Raw genomic sequence first — 20,720 nt, 5'->3', positions numbered from 1 at the left:
TTCATTAAGGATAGCCATAGTCATGATTGAGGTAACGGGGCGCTCATTTCACGGACGGACCACTGTATGGACCGGCCCTGGTTTTATCCTGCAGACTCCATCGATTCTATTCGTAAAAAGCCAAGGCTATGAGCTTCCCCCATATTCTGAGGCTTGGATCGAAGAGCAAAGAAACTTGGAGCACACCATAAGCATCTGGCAAAGGAGTGGCAAAGTGGCAGATCTCCCAATCAGAATTTTTCCCCCCATGTCACTTAAAAAAGACATGGATCCAGTCGAAATAGATTCATCTCTTGATATCTCTACCGTCAAGCTAGATGATGGAGAAGTAGCCATACTTCCTTTTAGCTTCGAGTTGCGACGGGACGCTCGAGCCTTCATCGAATCAATCAAGAAAGCCCGTCGACAGGTGGGCTTTGCACGTCTTATCTACGCGCCAGGAATCATGGATTTAAGCAATCTTGCCCTATTAATCTACATGGGTGTGGACCTTCTCGACTCCTCCCTTTTAGAGTATTATTCAGCCCGTATGGTCCTTTCTCGTCCTGAGGGTACTATCATGGCTCAGGAAGCACCTTGGTCGGAACTTAGGAAAGATGCGCAAAGAGTACGAGAGGCTAATCTGCGAGCTGCGTGGGAAGAGCTCCAGCTGGTTCGCCACATGATCAGGATAGGGCGGCTTCGTGAATTGGTGGAGATAAGAGCCAACGCTACTCCTTGGGGGGTAGCCGCTCTGCGGCTTTTCGATCTCGAAGGCTATGAGCATCAGGAAATTCAAGCTCAGCTCACGGGTCCTAGATTCTATGCCAATTCGAAGCAATCCTTGCAAAGGCCAGATATAATTAGGTGGAGAAGAAGGGTGATGGAGCGGTGGAGACCGGCCCCTCATAAGAAGGTGTTGCTGCTCCTACCTTGCTCGGCGAAGAAGCCCTACTTCACTTCGAAGAGTCATAAGGCTTTCCGAGAGGCCTTGCTTCAAGTGCCTAATCACGAGGTGGTGCAGGAATTGATTGTTACCTCGCCGCTAGGTATCGTGCCAAGGGAGCTAGAGCTATTTTATCCCGCCGCCCAATATGAAATTCCTGTCACGGGGCATTGGGATTTGGATGAGCAGAATATGGTGCAGGAGATGGTCTCTGCTGTCATCTCTAAAGGATTCGAAAAAGTCGTTTGTCATCTGGGCCATGGATACGATTTTCTTAGGAAAAAATTGGACACGATTGAAACATGCCAAGGTAACCCAACTTCTCGCGCATCCCTTGAAAAATTGGTGAATGAGCTCTCAAGCATTTGTCCTCATTATGTTAAACCTGCGAAAGGTGAGGATAGAGTCTCTGCCCTCACCTCCGCTGCCCTATTCCAATTCGGAGAAGGGGGAGAACGTCTCACAGCCGGTTGCTTGATAACTGGCAACTATCCTTATTCCAAAATAATGCATGGTGGGACGCAAATGGGTATCTTGACGCCCGAGCGCGGGATGATATCCCTAACATTAGAAGGTGCAGAGAGGCTCTCTGACCTAGGTGTGAACTGGGTGGAGATGGAGGATTTTGATCTGAAGGGAAATCTTTTCGCTGTGGGCATCAAGAGTGCACATGAAGGGCTACGCATTGGGGATGAGGCCATAGTGTTTAGGAATGGAAGATTGGAAGGCGTGGGCGTAGCTGTAATGAGCGGTATCGAAATGGTGCAAATGAAAAAAGGAGAGGCGGTACGTATTAGGCACAAGAGAAGAACGAAGGATTAGCCAAACTTAAATTTAACAAAAGAAATTTTGGAACAATAAGGTTCTAATGAAACGTTCCGTTGACAATATTCGATTTAAGGCACTTTTATTACAATCGCCCCTAGCCAGATTTTAATTAGGCTTGGCACTTTCACTGACCTCTTAACGATTCGATTTTAAATCGGATTACATTTTCGCATGTGGTGAACGTCATGGGGTCTGAAGCGGCCGATTATGGTTGGGAGGATATCTACCGATTGTATGGTGTTTGCAAGGACATCATTGACGATGCACAGCCATCCCTAGGTGAGAATGGGAGCTGCCCCGCTCCCCTCACCAATATCTATTCTAGTGCATGGTTTTGATGCCCATTCTTTGGTTTTAATTTTCATTACTTCGAATACATAAAAATTTGGATTACTTTTTTATATAATATTATCAACTTATTATTTTGATGCGTTCGCGCACCCTTTTCGTATTTTTGACTATCGCAATAATGATTTTTAGCTCCGTTCTTTTAGCATTTTTAGCTTATTCATATATCGGAAAACTACTCGAACCAGGACTAAAAGTCTACTTCTTTGATGTAGACCAAGGAGATGCGATTCTGATACGCACACCTGACCACAAAGACATCTTGGTAGACTGTGGGCACTTTGATTATGCGGAAGATCTCATCTACTTTTTGAAATCACTAGGAGTGAGGGAAATACATACATTCATAGCGACGCATCCTGACCCCGATCATATCGGCGCCGTTCCTGAACTCTTTGCCGAGTTCAATGTGCTCGTCGTCTACCACTCCGGATTCGTGAAAACGACTCAGACATACTATGATTTCATAGATTCTCTGCAAAAGGAAGGCTGCGCTGTATATGACCGTGATGATTTCGGTCCTGGAGAAATATTGCCTATTAGCTCAAAAGTGAGGTTCAAAGTTCTCTCTGTCGATCCCTTGGCCCAAGATTCGAATGATGCCAGCATAGTTTTGAAGGTCAGTTATGGCAATTTCGATATGATTCTTGAGGGCGATGCTTCTTGGAAAAAAGAGAGTTATATGATTCACCATTATGGGAACGAGTTGGACATAGAGGTGCTCAAGGTATCTCATCATGGCAGTATCAGCGCCTCTTCTTATGAGTGGTTAGAGGCAACTACGCCTGATGTGGCGGTGATATGCGTGGGGCCGAACGATTATGGCCTACCAAATCCAATTATATTGGACCGTTTGCAGCGGAATTGCAACAGTGTACTCATTACTGACGAGGAAGGTTGCATAATGATATCGTCGGACGGTAATAATTATGAGATTTGCTCCATAAACCTTTAGGACGCCAACAACTAGGATGTTTGTTGATAAGTGCAGGTGCCGGGATTCGAACCCGGGTATTTAGCTTGGAAGGCTAAAATCCTGACCGCTAGATTACACCTGCAGGCGGGCCACGTAATCCACGTGGCCTATAAAAATTGTTCCTTTTTGTAATTGAGTAGTATATCGAAAAGATAGAGAGAATAACGTTCTAATCGACCTACAATTGATATTAAGCGCATCAAGATAATATAACACCATGGGAATCTTGACCGTGGCCGTTGTAATATATGTCAGACGCTTCGAGCCTCAAAGTGCTGTTGGTGGACGATGAGCCATCATTATGCGAAGTAGCGAAGGTATTCCTTGAAGACCTTTTCAAATATGAGGTTTCGGTGTGCTCGTCTGCGAATATGGCAAAAGCTCTCCTGCTCAGCCAGCAATTCGATGCTGTAGTCTGTGACTACCAGATGCCAGTTGAGGACGGCATCTCCCTGCTCAAATGGCTTAGGCAATCAGGTCTTGAGGTGCCTTTCATACTATTCACCGGAAAAGGCAGGGAGGAGGTGGCGATACAAGCCTTAAACGAGGGCGCGGATTTCTACCTGCAGAAGGGAGCAGAGCCACGAGTCCAATTCATCGAATTAGGGAACATGATTAAGAAGGCTGCAGAGAGGAGCTGCGCACAAAAAGCTTTGCGGGACAGCGAAAGAAAATATCGTCTTTTAGCGGAAAACGTTAAAGATGTTATTTTTGAGCTGGATATAGACACTCTGCGTTTCACGTACATTTCTCCTAGCATCATGAACTTAAGAGGAATGACTCCTGAGGAAGCTATGCAGGAGAGCGCTGTTGATGCCATAGATCAGGAATCATCCGAGCGCCTCATGGCAGAAATGAGGCGGAGGCTGCAAAACTTCCATGAGCACCCTGAACTGATGCAGCCTTATAGGACCGTCGTAAAGCAAAAAAGAAAGGACGGAAACCTGATTGACGTTGAAGTTACGGCATCCATCGTCTTGGACCAGAATGGTAAGCCATGCAGGGTCATAGGCGTATCAAGAGATATCAGTGATAGGATAAGAGTGGAAAGAGAGCTAAGGGAAAGCAATCGCAGATTGCAGACTCTCATGAGCAATCTTCCTGGAATGGCCTATCGGTGCCGTAACGATCCCTATTGGACTATGGAGTTCGTAAGCGAGGGCTGTCTGCCATTGACTGGCTACACATCCTCGGATCTCATCCACAACAACAAGGTTGCTTATGCCGATCTTATCCTTCCCGAGGACCTCGATATGGTGTGGACAAAAGTTCAGGAAGCCATCCAGCAAAATGTTCCGTTCTTTATTCTTTACCGTATAAGAAGAGCGGATGGAAAGATTCGTTGGGTCCGGGAGCAGGGCAGGGGAATATTGTCGGAGAATGGCGAAGTGGTGGCCCTGGAGGGATTCATTCAGGATATCACAGAGGAAAGAGAAGCATTAAACAAATTGGCCTTGGCGAACAAGAAATTGAATCTTTTAGGCAGCATAACACGCCATGATAGCTATAACATCCTCACCGTCATAAGGGGACAGGCGGAATTGGGCAAGATGCGATCTTCGGAAAAGAGCACTATGGAACTTTTCCGTTCTATAGATCGTCAGGCTGTAAACCTCCAGAAGGTCTTCGATTTTGCCAATATGTATCAGGAACTATATTCACAAGAGCCTGTTTGGCTGAATCTGAGAGAAATTATAGAAAAGGCTACGAGCGAATTGGTGGAGAATGCTAAGATACGAGTATTGAACGAAGTTAGCGGTTACGAGGTTTGCGCTGACACTATGTTAGTTAAGGTAATCTATAATTTGATTGATAATACACTGCGCCATGGGGTAAGAGCTAGTAAGGCCGTTTTTTATTGCGTAATAGAGAATGAAGAGCTGAGGTTGATTTATGAGGATGATGGCCTGGGGATTCCTGAGAGTGATAAGGAACGCATCTTCCAAAGAGGAGTGGGACAAAATTTGGGATTTGGCCTCTTCCTTAGCAGAGAGATTTTGAGCATAACTGATATCGCTATTAAAGAGAACGGAGTTCCGGGCAAGGGGGTTCGATTCATTATAACCGTGCCTGCCGCCCGCTACCGCCGCATCGAGGCTAAAAAGGGATAATGATTATTTGACAGAGTCGCATATATAATGTGGATGTCAGGGATGGGACCAGAGCTCTTGGGGCCTTATAAGAGCAAAGTCAAAACCGCTGAGGAAGCGGTACGAATGATAGCTCCTGGCAGGACTGTTTTCATCGGTACCGCAGCAGGAGAGCCGCAAGCGCTGGTCAAAGAACTAGTTAAGTCGGCTAGTGAGATGGGGGACAACGAGATAATCCAAGCTCTTTCGTTATTCCTATCTCCGCAGCGCGGAGAGATGATGAAACATAACTTCCGATTCAACGCCCTATTCGTAGGTCCGGAGGTGAGGCTGGCTGTCAGGGAGGGTCGGGGAGAATACACCCCTACCCATCTCTCCGAGATGGGCAGCCTTTTTGAGGAAGGCTTAATTCACATTGATTATGCTCTCATCCAAGTGGCCCCTCCAGACTCTGAGGGAAGATGTTCTTTAGGAGTAAGCGTGGACATCACCAAGAGCGCCACTAAGGCCGCAGAACACGTCATCGCTCAAGTGAATCCTAGGATGCCGCGCACCTTTGGGGATTCGTACCTCCATATATCAGAAATTGACGCCCTCGTTTGGCATGAAGAACCTCTTCTGGAGTGGAAGCGCATCCCGGAGGAGTTGGAGCGCATAAACGAAATAGGCAGGCATGTGGCTGCGTTGGTAGAGAATGGGGATACCATCCAAATCGGATACGGTTCCATACCCGACGCGGTTCTGGCCTATCTGAGAGATAAGAAGGACCTGGGCGTCCACACGGAAATGTTCTCTGACGGGCTGATAGAACTGGTTGAAAAAGGGGTGGTGACATGCGCCAAGAAATCGATCCATCCCGGAAAGGTTCTCGCCTCTTTCGCCATGGGAAGCAGCAGATTGTATGAATATGTGAACGGGAACGAATTATTCGAGTTCTATCCCTCTTCCTATATCAACAATCCATGCACTATAAGAGCCAATAAAAGAATGGTAGCGATAAATTCTGCCCTCTCTGTGGATTTGACCGGACAGGTTTGCGCCGATCAGTTGGAGTATGAGTTCTATTCGGGGATAGGAGGTCTTGCGGATTTCATGCGCGGTGCCTCCATGTCCAAAGGCGGTAAAGGGATTATAGCTCTGCCATCGACGGCTCAGAATGGCTCCATATCACGCATCGTTCCGACCTTGCCTGAGGGCAGTGCCGTAACGGTGAACCGTTGCGATGTGCACTATGTCGTCACGGAATATGGAATAGCGGAGTTGAGAGGTAAAAGCATAGAGCAGCGTGCTCTCGAGCTAATCGAGGTCGCCCACCCCAAGTTCCGCGCTGCCCTGCTGGCGCAGGCGAAGCGACGAGGGTATGTGAGGTCAGAGGTATCTCCTGCACCCTTCCTAGGACGTCCTTATCCAGAGCACCTACAACGGACTATATGGCTTCGTGGCCAACCCGTGCGCATAAGAGCTTTAAAGCCTACTGATCAAGAGATGGTGAAGGATTTCTTCTATTCTCTCTCGCAGAAGAGTGTGTATGAGAGGTTCATGTCCTATGAGAAGATGATGCCTAAGGAAATCCGTGAAGTCATCATGAATGTAGACTATGATGCGCGTATGGCCGTAGTAGCCTTGATCCGACGAGAGGAGGGTCCGATGATCATAGGGATAGGAACCTATCATACGGATCCTAAGACAGGCTATGCGGAAGTAGCACTGGCCGTGCGCGACGATTGGCAGAATGTTGGCCTTGGCACCGAGCTGTTCAAGTCGCTTTTAGATTATGCAAAGGAAGTGAAGATAAAGGGTTTCACGGCGGAGATCTTGGCCACCAACATACGCATGCTGAACATCTTCCACCGCTCCGGGCTGAAGATTGAGACTAGGATGGTGGACGACCTCATCATGGTGCGGGCGGAGTTCTAAGGCTAAGCAAATCAGCTCAGCCTTTTCTCAGCTCGATCCTCCCTTCGATGAGACGGTCCACCACAGAGGGATCAGCTAAGGTGCTGGTGTCGCCTATGCTCTCCGTTTCCCCTGTGGCCACCTTTCTCAAGATCCGTCGCATGATCTTCCCGCTTCTCGTCTTGGGCATGCCGTCGGCGAATTGTATGACCTCTGGCGTTGCAATCGGCCCTACCATCTTGCGTACATGCTGAACTAGTTCTTTCTTTAAATCCTCAGTTCCGTGCACCCCTGCCTTTAAGGTTACATAAGCATAGATGGCCTCTCCCTTTATGTCATGTGGTATAGGAACTACTGCTGCTTCTGCCACTTTGGGGTGGGAAACCAGGGCAGATTCCACTTCCGCGGCACCGATACGATGGCCCGAGACTTTGATTACATCATCCACTCGGCCCATGATCCAGAAATATCCATCCTCATCCTTACGTGCCCCATCTCCAGTGAAGTATACTCCAGGCCAGCGCGACCAATAGATCTCCTTGAATCGCTCGTGCTGACCGAACACCGTCCTCATGATGCCTGGCCATGGCCTCTTTATCACCAGGTATCCACCTTCATTTACTGCCGCCTCACTACCGTCATCCTTGTAAATCGCAGGTTCCACGCCAAAGAATGGTTTCGTGGCAGAACCCGGTTTGGTGGTGGTAGCACCGGGAAGGGGGGTGATCAATATGCCTCCAGTCTCCGTCTGCCACCACGTGTCCACGATAGGACATCTTTCCCTGCCGATATGAGTATGGTACCAGATCCAGGCTTCAGGATTGATGGGTTCGCCCACGGTACCTAACAAGCGCAAGGAACTCAGGTCATGCGCTGCAGGCCATTTCTCTCCCTCGCGCATCAATGACCTGATCGCGGTGGGCGCGGTATAGAATATGTTGACCTTGAACTTCTCCACTATATGCCAGAAGCGATCCACCTGTGGATAGGTGGGAACGCCTTCGAACATGAGGCTGGTGGCCCCAGCGCTAAGAGGACCATATAATATGTAAGAATGTCCTGTGATCCACCCTATATCCGCCGTGCACCAGTATGTGTCCTCATCGCGGTAATCAAAGATGTACTTGAAAGTAGTTGTGGCGTAAACCATGTAGCCGCCGGTGGTGTGCAGGACCCCTTTGGGCTTTCCCGTGGAGCCTGAGGTGTAGAGGATGAAAAGCGGGTCCTCAGCGTCCATCCATTCGGGTTCACACTTGTCAGATTGCCTGGCGATGGCCTCATGGTACCAAATGTCCCTGCCTTCTTTCATCTCGATATTGAAGCCAGCTCGTTTAACTACTACAACCTTTTCGATGCTGGTCCCCTTCTCCATGGCCACATCCGCATTCTGTTTCAACTGCACATGCTTGCCGGATCGATAGGCCCCATCCGCCGTAATGAGAACCTTGCAATTCGAATCGTTTATGCGGTCGCGCAGAGACTCGGAGCTGAAGCCGCCGAACACAACGCTATGGATAGCACCGATTCTGGCGCAGGCCAGCATGGAGATTGCCAGCTCGGGTATCATGGGAAGATAGATTGAAACCCTGTCTCCCTTGGAGACGCCCAACTCCTTCAGCAGGTTGGCGCATCGGCATACCTCTCGATGCAGCTGCTGGTAAGTCAGGGTCCTAACGTCTTCTTCTGGCTCTCCCTGCCAAATGATGGCGGCCTTATTCTTGCGCTCGCTCTTGACATGCCGGTCCAGACAATTATAAGAGGCATTGAGCTTGCCCCCCTCGAACCATTTGATGATGACGTTCTCCTCATCCCATGAGAATGTGTTGGTCCAAGGTGAGAACCACTCTATCTCCTGCTTAGCCATCTTCGCCCAGAAGCCCGCAGGGTCGGATATGGATTCGCGGTACATGCGTTCGTACTCTTCCATGCTCTTAACCCTGGCCTTGGCCCGAAACTCAGGACTTGGCTCGAACCTCCTCTCCTCTGCCATCACCGATTCGATCGTCTTCTCACTCATGCAATAACCTCTGACTGGACCTTACGGAAACGCTTCTACATAGGATTTGATGAAGAGTTCTGTAGCGCCCGCGAGGGTCGTAAAGGGTAAAGCCGAGTTTCATATAATCGTTACGGATACTACTCACGTCAAATGACGAAATATTGATTACTTTAAGAATACCTTACGAAAATCGTAAAAATGAAATAAAAGACCGAGGGAGAGCGGAGGTATGAGACTCTTCCTTGCTGATAATTCTCAGACCGCAGGAGGCATTCTTTTTGTCTCTCCTTCCTTAGATGATACTATCTGATGCCACTCCTTCTCTATTTTCTTAAGCTCTTTATAGAATTCCTTCAGCTCGCTGGCGTCCTCGCCGTGCTCCTCCACTTCTTTGGCTAGAGCTTTGATCTCCCGAACCTTGTGCTGCTTCATCCACTCCACGACGTCTGGTTCGAATTCCATGCCCTCTAGGTAAACGTCCTCTGGTCTGGTCCTCATGTGTGCATCCCATCCCTAAGAGATTTGCTAATAGGTTTGAAGCATCCCATCCCTAATGAGTTTTGTCGAATGTCCGACTAACGTCAGACAAAAAATCATATTATGTCATACATTATAAATAGTTTTCTTCCTTCTCTTCTCATTTTAAAAGTCAAACTTTCCCATCCTTTGCCCCTCAAGATCATAGACTCGTGTGAAAGAATCATATTAAAAAGTGTCCACTCTCTCTAATTTTTTTAAGAAAAACGATGGAATATGAGGGTACTAATTTCTTAATTTATATTTCAGGCAGAAAGATATTTTAGTAGAAGATGGCATTGATGCCTGAATAGTGGGGTGTGCTCTAGTGGGCATCTTGGATTCACTTACTGATAAAGAAATAAAAGCGATTAAAAAAGCCCAAAAGCTCATGGAAGGGCCTGAGGCAGTTCTCAATTACGACTCGTTGGCACGAGCCGAAGAGGCATTGGCAGAAGCCAGCGTAAATCCTAACGTCATCCATCGCCAGGAATTCTCCGACTCATATGCAAAACTGTCTGAGCTATATGCACGGATGGGAAGAATGGAAGAAGCGGGAAGAGCAGCAGATAGGGCGATCATGTTCATGCCGGAGAATGTCAACGCCGTAATTGCCAAGTCCAGAGCGAATGCCGCGGCTGGACAGATTGAGGATGCGATCATCGCCTTAGAATGGTCGATAGCGCATAACCCCAACAATAAGTCCCTCTGGTTGGAAAAGGCCTGGATTCTTGACCGTGCAGGCAGAGGACCTGAAGCTTTGGAGTGTTTTAAGAAGGTGCAGGAACTGGATCCATTGGATGCCAGCATCTACGAGGTCTTGGCCATCAAAACGGGCCAGAGAGCGGCTTGGATGAGAAGAAAAGGAGAGGAACTCCTGGCCAAAGAGAGATACGAGGAAGCCCTGCGCGCCTTCGATGAATCGCTATCCGCCGAACCGGCCAACGTTCAAAGCCTGCTGGGAAAAGGAAGGGCATTGATGCTGGCGAAGCGTTATGACGAAGCATCTAACACATTCGGTCAAGTCCTTCAGATAGACCCCCGTAATTTCCTAGCCAACCTTAACCGGGCCAGGATAATGCGGGAGAAGAAGGATTTCCAAGGTTCGATACAGCATTATAAGGAAGCACTCCGCTCCAATCCCGCCGACAAGCATACTTGGATGGAGGTAGCCTCTCTTCTCGAATACTTGAACCGTCTGGAGGAAGCCCTTAAGGCCTACGATCGCTCGCTCGAGCTCGACCCTGATTACCTTGAAGGGCTGGAAGGGAAGTGCAGTGTGCTACGCGCTTTGGGGCGTCACCATGAGGTCGTATCCACCGCCGCGCGCATCCTTTCGATTAAGAAGGAGGACATTCTCATCGAGAGCATCATGATAGGGGCCCTGATGAAACTAGAGAGGTATGAGGATGCACTCGCAGCCATAGATGAGTCCTTGGCCAAACATCCCAACGATCGAGATCTTCTGGAAAGGAAGAGAACAGTGCTTAAAGAGCTGGGCAGGCATGATGATGTCATCGCCGTAGCGAGCCATACCGCTACCCACCATGCAGAGGATGCCAGCATCCTTTATGATTTAGGCATGGCGCATTTCTTAAAAGGCGAGTATGAAAAGGCCATCAAACCGCTGGAGAAATCCCTCAAGATGCAGCCAGAGAGGGAGAGCGCGGCAATCGCGGTGAAAGAAGCGTATAAACATCTGGGAGAAGATAAGGAGGTATTACGAAGCTGCGAGCGGATCCTGGCGTTGAATCCTAACAATAAAGAGGCCTGGGAGGACAAGGCCATAGCCTTGGATAGATTGGGGCGCAAGGAGGAGGCCATCGAGGCCTACAATTCTCTGCTGCAGAGATGGCCGGACGACGAGGAGATATTGGCAGATTTGAGCATCGCTTATTATACGACAGAGAAGTTCGAACTAGCATTGGAGCGTTCAAAGGAGGGCGTGCAAAAGTTCCCCCAGAATGTGATATTCTGGCGCGTGATGGGGGATAGCCTGTTCTCCTTGTCTCGTGCGGAAGAGGCCGTGGAGGCTTTCTCCAAGGCCTGCGAGCTATCCCCTCAAGACAAGCATCTACTTTACTCCAAGGGCCTGGCCTTGGAGGGAGTGCATAGGTTCGAGGAGGCGCTGAGCTGCTACGAGCAAGCGCTTCAGCTGGATCCTGCGGATAAGAACCTTCTGATCTCGAAAGGAGTGGCGCTGGAAAGCCTCGAGCGCTATGAAGAGGCGCTGAGCTGCTACGAGCAGGTGTTGAAGATGGACCAGGACAATCATTTCCTTTTGGTTAGAAAGGGCCATACTCTCGCCAAGCTGGGTAGATTCGAGGAGGCGGTGAACGCCTTTGACGAAGCTCTCAAGCTCAGCCCTAAGGATGTAGGGGTGCTGGAGGCCAAGAAGGATGGCCTCAAGCAGCTGGGCAGATATGAGGACATAATCAAGGTGGCGGAGCGTATAGTAAAGCTAGACCCAAGGAATGCCAAAGCTTGGGTGGATCGAGGCATATCTGAGCAGAAGATGAATAGGCTGGATGAGGCGCTGAGGTCCTTCGACCGAGCCTTGGAGCTGGAGCCGGACAACTTGAACATTTTGGAGCTCAAGAAAGCGGTGGTGATGAGTAAGGGAGATCTTGAACAAGTGGTCCAAGTGAGCGAGGAAGTTCTGCGTTTGGATCCGAAGAACATAGCGGCCTTGGTGGATAAAGCACTGGCCTTGGACAAGTTGGGCAGGAGCGAAGAAGCGGTGCGGGCTTATGAAGCTGCGTTGGCCCTTGACGAAACGAACAAATTGCTGTGGAATAAGAAAGGGGTGGCCTTGGTTTCTCTAGGGCGCTACCCTGAGGCGGTGCAAGCCTTCGAGACTGCGTTCAATATGGATCCCAGCGACGCTCGAACCCTCGATAATATGGGACGAGCACAGCTGCTTCAGCATGATTATGCGGCCGCGCTGCAGACCTTCGAGCGCTGCACATCCATGTCGCCGGAGACTGCACAATACCATTCTGACAGGGGGAGGGCCCTGGCATCCCTGGAGCGATATGATGAGGCGGTGAGCGCTTTTGACAAGGCCCTGTCCCTAGATTCCAAGGATGGGCAGATCTGGAAATATAAGGGTTTGGCACTGCTCAAATTAGGGCAGTACGCCCAGAGCGTGCAGTGCTTTGACCGCGCCATAGGCGTGGGCGTGGAGGATGCTGCGGTTTATGGCTCGAAGGGTCGTGCGTTGGAGGAGATGAACCGGCCTCAGGATGCGGTGGAATCTTATGAGAAAGCGGTGGCCCTCGAGCCCAAGGACGCTGGACTGTGGGCCCGGCTGTGTGGGGTGCAGGTCAAGCTCGGGGATTTCGAGAAAGCATCGCACTCTGTGGAGCAGTCCCTGAAGCTGGACCCTAATAACCAAAGAGCCTGGATAGCTAAGGCCAATATAATGGAGAAGCTAGGAAGGGAGGATGAGGCCATAAAGGCGTACGACTCGGCCATTGGATTGGATGGCACTGATGCCTTGGCCTGGAATGGAAAGGGTATGGTTCTTTTGCGTCTTGGTTCTCATGAGCAAGCACGGCGGTGCTTCCAGAAGGCCCTTGAGCTCGATCCTAGCCTTGAGTTGGCGAGAGAGGGGCTACGCATAGTTGAGGAGCAGAGTCGAAAAGAGACCATCACCAAATATGCAGAAAAGGTGCTGGAAGTAGAGTTCCATAAGGGAATGGAGATAGATAAGGAAGAGGCATTCCGCGAGTGCGGCATCCCCTATGCGGACTTAGATGACGTATTCGCTTTTTTGGAGCAGAGAGATACGGTGGACATAGGCTCCCTATCGAAAGAGGAAATGGCGGAATTCGAGGAGGCTTCGCGAACCGTGCTGTTGGAGGCATATAGCAACCCCTTCGTCTCCCAGCACGGCCTGAACTTGGCAGATGTGAAAGCCTATCTGCCAGGCGTAGACGTCATAGGTGCAAAGAAAGTTCTGGCATATATCGAGGCCGTAAACTCCATGGAGTTCACCGCGGAGAAACCTGATGCGGAGACAGAGAGGTTGTTGCGTCAGGTCATGTCTCTACCAGAGGATCAGAGGTCAGTCATCGGGATCATGCATAACATGCGTGTAGGCATTTACACGGCACGCCACCTCATGGCCTATTCGGACACCTTCCGTGGCAGACGTGGATATCGGGCACCTAAGGTGAAACTCAGGGAGATGCATCAGGCAAGCACGGAGGAGGTGGAAGTGCCGGCTCAAGATCTAGTGGAAAGGGCGACGCAGCAGGCTGAGCAGGAGATGGCACAGGAGACGCGCACGCGGCGCAAGTCCCCATACGAGGAGCCAGATATCTACTCCAGGGCCTACAAAGAGGAGAAGCGAGCAGCGGAGCGCAAAGCCCAACAGCCTGAGCTGAAAGGGAGAAGGTGCCTGTTCCATGGAGGCATAGCGGTCATGAAATGCCCCTCCTGTTCCTCCGTGCTTTGCAAGGATTGTACCATATCCGGAGCGTGTCCAAGGTGCAAGGCCGACCTCGGCACCGCACCTGCGAAGAAGCAGAAGGAACAGAGGACCCCGATGCTTGAGAGGGAAGCAGGCGAGGAAGGAGTAGAGGTGGAAAACTCGAAGGAGGAGCAAGAGGAACAGGCACCGGAGCCTGAGCCGCAGCCACGGGATTGGAGCAGGCTCTGAAGCTCTCAACTTTACTCATTTTGCAGCTGACGACTCTTTCTCCATCTCATACACCGCCCTGTCCGCCTCCAGCATATCCGATTTCATGACTTCGCGCAGAAGGGAGGTGGCATAGCAACCTTTGCCTAAGGAAAAGGATAAGAGGAGAGAGTCGCCCTGCGCCTCATAAAGCAGATCGTTGAAGCGCGCCACGATCTCCCTGCGGGAGCCAGTAGAGCTGCACTCTGGTATTAATGGTATCACGAAGTCCTCTCGTTTGACGCCCTCCCTCTCGATCATCATGCTTTCGATCTCCCCGGGCAATCCTTCCGCCAAAACGCTTTCCGAGCCGAAAAGAACAGCGCTTACTACCGCCCTGCCACTCTTTACTTGCGCCCACACCAAGTCTAGATTACCACGCGTCACTGGCACAGACTTGTCATGATCCGGAAGCCCGTCCTTATCTATCGGCAGTACCACATCACCTTCGAGAGGCTCATGCAGAGGAAGCCCTCGACGGATGCGCTCGCTGAGTATGCGATTGAATATGTAGGATTGGTATGCATGAACGAACATCATCTGCAAGTTTCTAGGAAGGGCACGAATGGCACCGGCGTAGTCCCCCGGTCGATGAGCTAAATGCTCCACCACCATCCGCTCGAATACCAGGTGACGAGGCATTTTTGATAGGGCTCCTTTCCAGTCTCTTGTTTCTTGCAGATAAAGTCGAGCCTCTTTGGCCTCCTCCCCTTCTTGGGGCACGGGGTTAGCGGCATAGGTCAGGCAGGCCTGCTCGAACTCACCTCTTACAATATGTCGACCAACTATGTGCGTTATAGGGCGCAGGGAGCCGAAGCGTTGCACGCCGAAGAAGTTAGGGAAACCCCCAAGCTCCTCAAGGAGAGAGAAGGTGGAGCGCGCTCGAGCCTTGAGCTCTTTCCCCTCGACCGTACAACCAGATATCCGAATCCTGAATGCATTGCCGATGAGATCGCCGATGGTGATGTTCCTTCTCGAGCGGTATGCATTCTCCACGCTCACCTGGTGCAATCGTAGCTCACGCACCTTCTCTAAAGGGGCCTCGAAGCACATCAGTTGAGAAGTAACTGCCCTCTTGTCCTTGGTACCAGCGAAGGAGATGCGGTGGCGAGATATGCCCAGCTGGTGTGCCAGAGCTCGCACCAAACGGTTGGTCTCCCAATTCGTCGAGGTCACTTTAGCGATGGTGAATCGCCCCTCAGGATCCTCAGGAGGAGGTCGGGAAATCTCCTCCACCACAAAGTCCTCTACTTTACGCTTCAGCACTCCTCCGGTTCCTGGGGTGTCTGTATAAAAGACTTCAAGCCCGATGCAGGCCTCAGCCGTGGAACACTCCAGGTATCCCATGGGAATGAATTTCACTTCAATTCCTTGGCCAACTTCTCCTTGGCCTCCTTGAAGTTGTTGGAGAGGGCTTTAGCAGCCCTTTTGAGGGCAGTCTGGGGCTTTCCACTGCTGACCTTCACGTAAAGGGTGGGAAAGCCCAGCTCAGGATGAGCGGCAGTGTATTTGACCTCGGTAACCAGCTCATCTTCTAAGAGCTCCTTGACCAAAGGTGAGATCAAGGTCATATCTGCATCCTTGATCTGGATCTTGATGGAGTCCTTTTCCTTATCGAGAAGCTGAATCTCCATGCTCCCCGCTTATAAGGGGCGCGTTAATAAAGCTTTTCATAAAACAGCATTCTCGCAGGATAATCACTGGCCTTAAGATAGGAATGTGTGCTAAATCTCGTAACGAGGGCCGCCTCAAAACAATTCTGAGCCAGCCCTATGTTTTAAACATGAAAGGCAGGACGAGGGAAGTCAAAATAGCAGCCATCGTCATTTCCTTCATATGACATCATTAACCTGCGCTACCGTGCGTGTTGAATGCATTCTCTGAGCGCCATCTCAATACATTGCATCTTCTCGAGGGATGATAAAGAGGCTGATTCGATCTCATGCTCACTTTAGCATAGGTGGTCCGATGCGAATTCATATCCCAGTCCGCGCTCCCCCATCCGGTTTTAGTTATCCCATCAGACCATGGAGAAGGTGAGGTGGTTCGACCTCAGCCCTCGATGGTCTTCAATTGTTTATGGTACATTTCCTCCAGCTCTTGGCTGGTCGTCGCTTCTCTTGGCCCCTTGTCGGTGCGCACCCTTCCGCTGAATCGAGGGAATCTTATGGCTAGACCAGATCCATCACGCACCTTGGACATGGCGGCGGTATGGATGGGGCTCACGGTGATCTCCGCGCCAAGGACCTCTAATACCACCGCCGGCTCGAACCAATGGTCCGCTTCCATGCGGGAGCGCACTCGCGGATGGCGTTGGCCCAGCTTATAGGGCTCTAACAGGGCAGGGAGAGATGCAAGCGTGGCGTCGTCGAAACCTGAGCCCAGCTTGCATACCGTCTCGAACACATCCTCAAGCTCATTGTAAGTGGCCATGAGCAGGGCACCGTACAATCCCGCTCTCTTGCCCCTCCCAGCGAAGGCTCCCACCACCACCAGGTCCACGGTGTCCGTCATCTCCGAGCGATACTCCTTCTTGTATTTTATCCAAAGGAAACCCCGCGCCCCTGCACGATACACCGAATCTGGCCCTATTGACTTCGCCATGAGCCCTTCGCATCCGTCCTTCAAAGCCTCCTGGAAGAACTCATCGACCTCCTTCTCGTGGGACAATATCCTCATCTCGGAGAAGGCCACTCGCTCGTCCTTGGTGAAGGCGGACTCCAGTGCCCTCCGCCTCTCCAAGAATGGCCTGGAGGACAAATCCTCGCCATCTAGATACACGCAGTCGAAGAGGAAGACCTTGACGGGATACTCTTCCACCGCATCCTCAAGTCCATGTTTGCGTCCCCTTCTATGGGATACCTCCTGGAAAGGGAGGAGCTCTCCCGTGTTCACGTCCACTGGAACGCATTCGCCCTCCACAATGGCAGTAGAGCCCCGAAAGGAGGCTCGCAGAGATACGCTCACATCGGGGAATTGCGACGTCAGATCTTCCAGCCGGCGCGAATACAATTTTATGCCCTCTTGGGTTATGTGAGCTTGAACTCTCACCCCATCATATTTGTACTCGAAAGCGGCCTTCCCCCCCAATCTCTCCAATATCTCTCGGGGCGAGCGCATTCTCTCTGCCAGCATTGAACGTAAAGGGCTTCCTACCGTCACTTTTATGCCCCTAACAGCCTCGATCCCTTGAGAGCACAGCACTTTGGCCACTTTACCCAGGTCCGAGGTGATGTTAAAGGCTCGCTCCACCTCATCTCGCTCTTCTTTGGAGGCAAAAGCCAGGGCAAGAGCGTCTACCAACGTCATGGAGGCCACGCCCAAACGCATCTTTCCCGTGACGATGCGGGAGATGAACTTCGCTTCTTCCATAGTAGCATCGCTTAGGAGCTTGGATAGCAGCTTCATCTTCAACTCTTGGGAACCAGCCCCCTCCGCTTCGGTTATAGACACAAGGTTCGCGTAAACCCTCTCCAAAGTCAGAGGCTCGGAGAACAAGGTCATCTGCTTGCGGCTCTGGAATACCTGCTGCGCTACCTTGCCGGGATCCCCCTCCTTGAGCCAGATAGTCTTTATTGTTTCCTCTTTCATCCCCGTGGCCATGACCATAGTCTTCATGAGCAGACGGTCCGCCAGGCCCAATTTGTTAGGGTAGAAATCAGGATACAGTTGGCCTTGGGTAAGATAAACCACTTTGTCGATGGAGGCGCAATCAACTTGGCGCAAGAAATTTGCCAGGAGTTCAGTCATCTCCAGCCGCGAGGATCTGGACTCCACCTCCTCATAAACCCTGGCCAATTCCCTGAAAAGCATACCAACGCTTAGATGATACGAGCAAATAAAATTAGCCGTCAGGCAAAATCCAATATCTCACGCTGCCCCTTTCTGGTCTTCCGGCCTTCCAGTGCCTCCGGCTGCTTCTTATCCTGTTTCATCTCCTCTTTTCTATCCTCCTCGGGCTTGGGTTCCAACTCCCTCTGAAGCCGGGATAGGCCTTTTCTCATGGCCCGCTCCTTGTTCATGCTGGCATAGAAATAAGCCTCGTCCCTGGTACGCTTGGTCACTAGCACCACTATCCTCCCCGCTCGTTTACGACCTGTCCTCCCGCGCCTTTGGATGGAGCGTATCTCGGATGGGACTGGCTCATAGAAGATGACCAGGTCGGTATTGGCCACATCCAACCCCTCTTCCCCCACGCTTGTAGCCACAAGGACGTTAAAGTGTCCTTCGCGGAAGCGCTCGAGCACATCGACCTGCTCTCTCTGCCTCAGCCCTCTGTCTCCGCATCGGTCGGCTTGTCCCACCAGCTTTGCTACCCTCGCCCCTTCTACCTCCGCGAGCTTGGAGGCCACCAAATCACAGGTGGTGCGGAAATGCGTGAAGACGATGATTCGTGCATCTGGCCTCTCCCCTATTTGTCTTGCCACTATAGTCATCAAACGACCTAGCTTGGGATGCTCCACCTTGGTGGCTTTCGCCAGATTCCAAGCTTTTTGGTATTCGGGTGCATTTATGATCTCCCTGGCGGCGCGTGTCCCCTCTTCCGACTCCGCCTCCTCTTTGAGGCGCTCGAGGTAATCAAGGAGGGCGCTGGTGCCCTGTGTCTCTGCCATTTCCAGGGCATGATCCACCTTCACCGCCATGGCCTGCAGGCTCATGGCCCTGAACAGATTCCTATGTCTCTCTCCAGCCTTATATCGAGCCTGAAGGGCATTCCCCAGCTCCAGGAGATGCTTGCGATTGATGGGGCGTCCTGGCTCTATGGCCTTCAATCGCATCAGCTCCTCCACATATTTTGCCAAGAGAGAGCGCAGGATAAGGACCAAGCGTTTAAGCTCAATGGGCAGCTCCATCTCTATAGCGTCCATTTGTATCTCATGGATGTACTTGGCCACGTCAGGGTCGGACTCGCTCCTCTGCTCAATGCGTTCGATGCCTAGGTTGGCGCATACCTCCTCGATCCGAGCCCTCTTGCTGCCTGGCGAAGCAGTCATGCCCAGGATTAGCTCCCCTCCCTGTTCACGATACTCCCTGGCCACCTGCACATAGGCGTAGTTGCCCACTGCCCTGTGGGCCTCATCGAAAATCAGGAGTTTGAACTTAGAGAAATTGACGCGTTCACAATGGAGATCATTGGCAACCACTTGCGGGGTGGAGACTATGACATCGTTCTCAATCCATATGGCCTCTCTTTCTTCAGGGGGGAACTCCCCTGTCATAACCCCAACCTTTTTTCCCATAAGGAATTGTTGAAGGAAGGCGGCATGCTGCTCGACCAACGGTTTGGTGGGCGCTAGGAATAGGACTTTGGCCCCCTTGCGCAGAACTTCAGCCATGACCCGCAGGGCTATGACCGTCTTGCCCATCCCGGTAGGCAATACGATCAATGTTGACGCTTTGGAGGCGATATCAGAGAGTGCCCTTTGGTAATCGCGCTCCTCCAATGCCTGGGGTTTGATCAGTGGATGCTCCACGAACACGATGAGCAATTAAGGACAATAATAGAAAAGGGTTTGCCCAGGATGGGCGAATCTCAATGACAGCCGCCGCCACAGCTGCTACAGCCGGTAGCGTTGGGATTATTCACAATGAGACCAGAACCATAGGGGGTTTCGATGAAGTCCACAGTGCAGCTGTCTAGCAGCTCCTTAGTCTCCTGATCGTAATATATGGAGAAGCCATCGGCCTTCTCTTCGATATCTCCCTCTTTCTTGCCTTGCTGGAAGGACATCCCGAACTGTGGTCCAGAGCACCCCATTCCGGATAGATAGATCCTAATGCCGTAGCCCTGCTTGTTATTCTTCTGGATGAGTTCGTTGATGTACTTCCCCGCCTCAGGCGTTATGGTGACCATGTAACTTTGCACCTCGCACCTCATCAACCATGAGGGATATTTAAAACATTGCCACTATATCATCGTCAATAATCTTCACTTTGGCTTCGCCAGTGCTTCTGTAGCACCCAAAGCATTAATTTCGCACTCGTCCGTTGTTCTGTCGTGTCGTCAGGGCTGCTCTACGTACCTTTGGAACGGGGAGATATCCCCTATCTGCTCAGGATGACGAGGGAGAATATGGCCCCTATCATTCGCTCAGCTTGGGGGGTAGATTGGAATGATGAGGCTCTGCTCGAACTGCTGCTGGATAAGAGTCTCATCACCGAGGTTTTAAAAGCGGGGGAAGAGATTTTGGGTTATTATTGCTTGGATCAGCGGGGAGATTTTCTTTTCGTGGTTTCCATACAGGTGTCGAAAAGAGCGCAGCGTAAGGGCCTAGGTCGAGACATGATGCAACGCATCGAAAGCCTGGCGGTCAGGGCTGGCCTGGAGGGAATCGAGCTATGCGTACAGATAACCAATGAGAGAGCCATCGGATTCTATGAGCACCTTGGATATCGGACGGTAGCCAGGGTGCGCAACAATCTAGTCATGAGGAAGCTGTTGCGAGGAGGAAATTGAA

At 51.0% G+C, this 20,720-nt stretch carries 14 protein-coding genes and 1 tRNA gene; 7 read left to right on the top strand and 8 right to left on the bottom strand.

Annotated elements, in window-relative coordinates:
* Positions 1-22: 22 nt before the first annotated feature.
* The 3 genes from QW520_00605 (at position 23) to QW520_00595 (ending at position 3,056) form a co-directional block, all read left to right on the top strand.
* A complete protein-coding gene (locus QW520_00605; protein ID MEM0448312.1) occupies positions 23-1,747 on the top strand; it encodes a DUF5591 domain-containing protein in 1,725 nt (574 codons plus the stop codon).
* A gap of 191 nt (positions 1,748-1,938) precedes the next feature.
* Complete coding sequence (locus QW520_00600; protein MEM0448311.1) at positions 1,939-2,091, top strand: hypothetical protein; 153 nt, start codon at positions 1,939-1,941, stop codon at positions 2,089-2,091.
* Between the two features lie 89 nt (positions 2,092-2,180).
* Positions 2,181-3,056: an MBL fold metallo-hydrolase gene (locus QW520_00595; protein MEM0448310.1), complete on the top strand. Its 876-nt coding sequence runs from the start codon at positions 2,181-2,183 to the stop codon at positions 3,054-3,056.
* A 31-nt stretch (positions 3,057-3,087) separates the two neighbouring features.
* Here the strand turns inward: QW520_00595 and QW520_00590 are convergent.
* Positions 3,088-3,159, bottom strand: a tRNA-Gly gene (locus QW520_00590).
* Between the two features lie 166 nt (positions 3,160-3,325).
* Here QW520_00590 and QW520_00585 point away from each other — a divergent pair.
* Together QW520_00585 and QW520_00580 are read left to right on the top strand one after the other, a co-directional pair.
* A complete protein-coding gene (locus tag QW520_00585) occupies positions 3,326-5,188 on the top strand; it encodes a PAS domain S-box protein (protein ID MEM0448309.1) in 1,863 nt (620 codons plus the stop codon).
* 33 nt (positions 5,189-5,221) lie between these two features.
* On the top strand, positions 5,222-7,084 hold the full coding sequence (locus tag QW520_00580) for a GNAT family N-acetyltransferase (GenBank protein ID MEM0448308.1): 1,863 nt from the start codon (positions 5,222-5,224) through the stop codon (positions 7,082-7,084).
* Positions 7,085-7,100: 16 nt separating this feature from the next.
* Here QW520_00580 and acs read toward each other — a convergent pair whose 3' ends face one another.
* Positions 7,101-9,080, bottom strand: a complete 1,980-nt coding sequence (acs, locus tag QW520_00575) for an acetate--CoA ligase (GenBank protein MEM0448307.1) — start codon at positions 9,078-9,080, stop codon at positions 7,101-7,103.
* Between the two features lie 237 nt (positions 9,081-9,317).
* Positions 9,318-9,560 (bottom strand): hypothetical protein, encoded by a 243-nt coding sequence (locus QW520_00570; GenBank protein MEM0448306.1) that lies wholly within the window; start codon positions 9,558-9,560, stop codon positions 9,318-9,320.
* Positions 9,561-9,969: 409 nt separating this feature from the next.
* Between QW520_00570 and QW520_00565 the strand changes: the two genes are divergently transcribed.
* Positions 9,970-14,244: a tetratricopeptide repeat protein gene (locus tag QW520_00565; GenBank protein ID MEM0448305.1), complete on the top strand. Its 4,275-nt coding sequence runs from the start codon at positions 9,970-9,972 to the stop codon at positions 14,242-14,244.
* A gap of 15 nt (positions 14,245-14,259) precedes the next feature.
* Here QW520_00565 and truD read toward each other — a convergent pair whose 3' ends face one another.
* The 5 genes from truD to QW520_00540 all read right to left on the bottom strand — a co-directional run bounded on the left by truD (position 14,260) and on the right by QW520_00540 (position 20,140).
* Positions 14,260-15,624, bottom strand: coding sequence for a tRNA pseudouridine(13) synthase TruD (gene truD / locus QW520_00560; protein ID MEM0448304.1), 1,365 nt, complete (start codon positions 15,622-15,624; stop codon positions 14,260-14,262).
* Positions 15,621-15,896, bottom strand: a complete 276-nt coding sequence (locus QW520_00555) for an RpoL/Rpb11 RNA polymerase subunit family protein (GenBank protein MEM0448303.1) — start codon at positions 15,894-15,896, stop codon at positions 15,621-15,623. Before QW520_00555 ends, truD begins: the two co-directional genes overlap by 4 nt.
* 418 nt (positions 15,897-16,314) lie before the next feature.
* The gene (locus tag QW520_00550) at positions 16,315-18,075 is read right to left on the bottom strand and encodes an ATP-dependent DNA ligase (GenBank protein MEM0448302.1); all 1,761 of its coding nucleotides are present in this window, start codon (positions 18,073-18,075) and stop codon (positions 16,315-16,317) included.
* A 38-nt stretch (positions 18,076-18,113) separates the two neighbouring features.
* Entirely contained in the window at positions 18,114-19,742 is a 1,629-nt protein-coding gene (locus tag QW520_00545) for a helicase-related protein (protein MEM0448301.1), read from the bottom strand.
* A gap of 53 nt (positions 19,743-19,795) precedes the next feature.
* Positions 19,796-20,140 carry an iron-sulfur cluster assembly accessory protein gene (locus QW520_00540; GenBank protein ID MEM0448300.1) on the bottom strand — a complete coding sequence of 115 codons (345 nt, stop codon included), beginning with the start codon at positions 20,138-20,140 and terminating at the stop codon, positions 19,796-19,798.
* A 120-nt stretch (positions 20,141-20,260) separates the two neighbouring features.
* Here QW520_00540 and QW520_00535 point away from each other — a divergent pair, with 120 nt between their 5' ends.
* A complete protein-coding gene (locus tag QW520_00535; protein MEM0448299.1) occupies positions 20,261-20,719 on the top strand; it encodes a GNAT family N-acetyltransferase in 459 nt (152 codons plus the stop codon).
* Position 20,720: the final 1 nt, after the last annotated feature.

Source organism: Methanomassiliicoccales archaeon, assembly GCA_038740345.1.
In the GTDB taxonomy this organism is placed as follows: Archaea; Thermoplasmatota; Thermoplasmata; order Methanomassiliicoccales; family UBA472; genus JAJRAN01.
The sequence above is the reverse complement of the archived record's forward strand: the minus strand, read 5'-3'. Positions and strand labels throughout refer to the sequence as shown.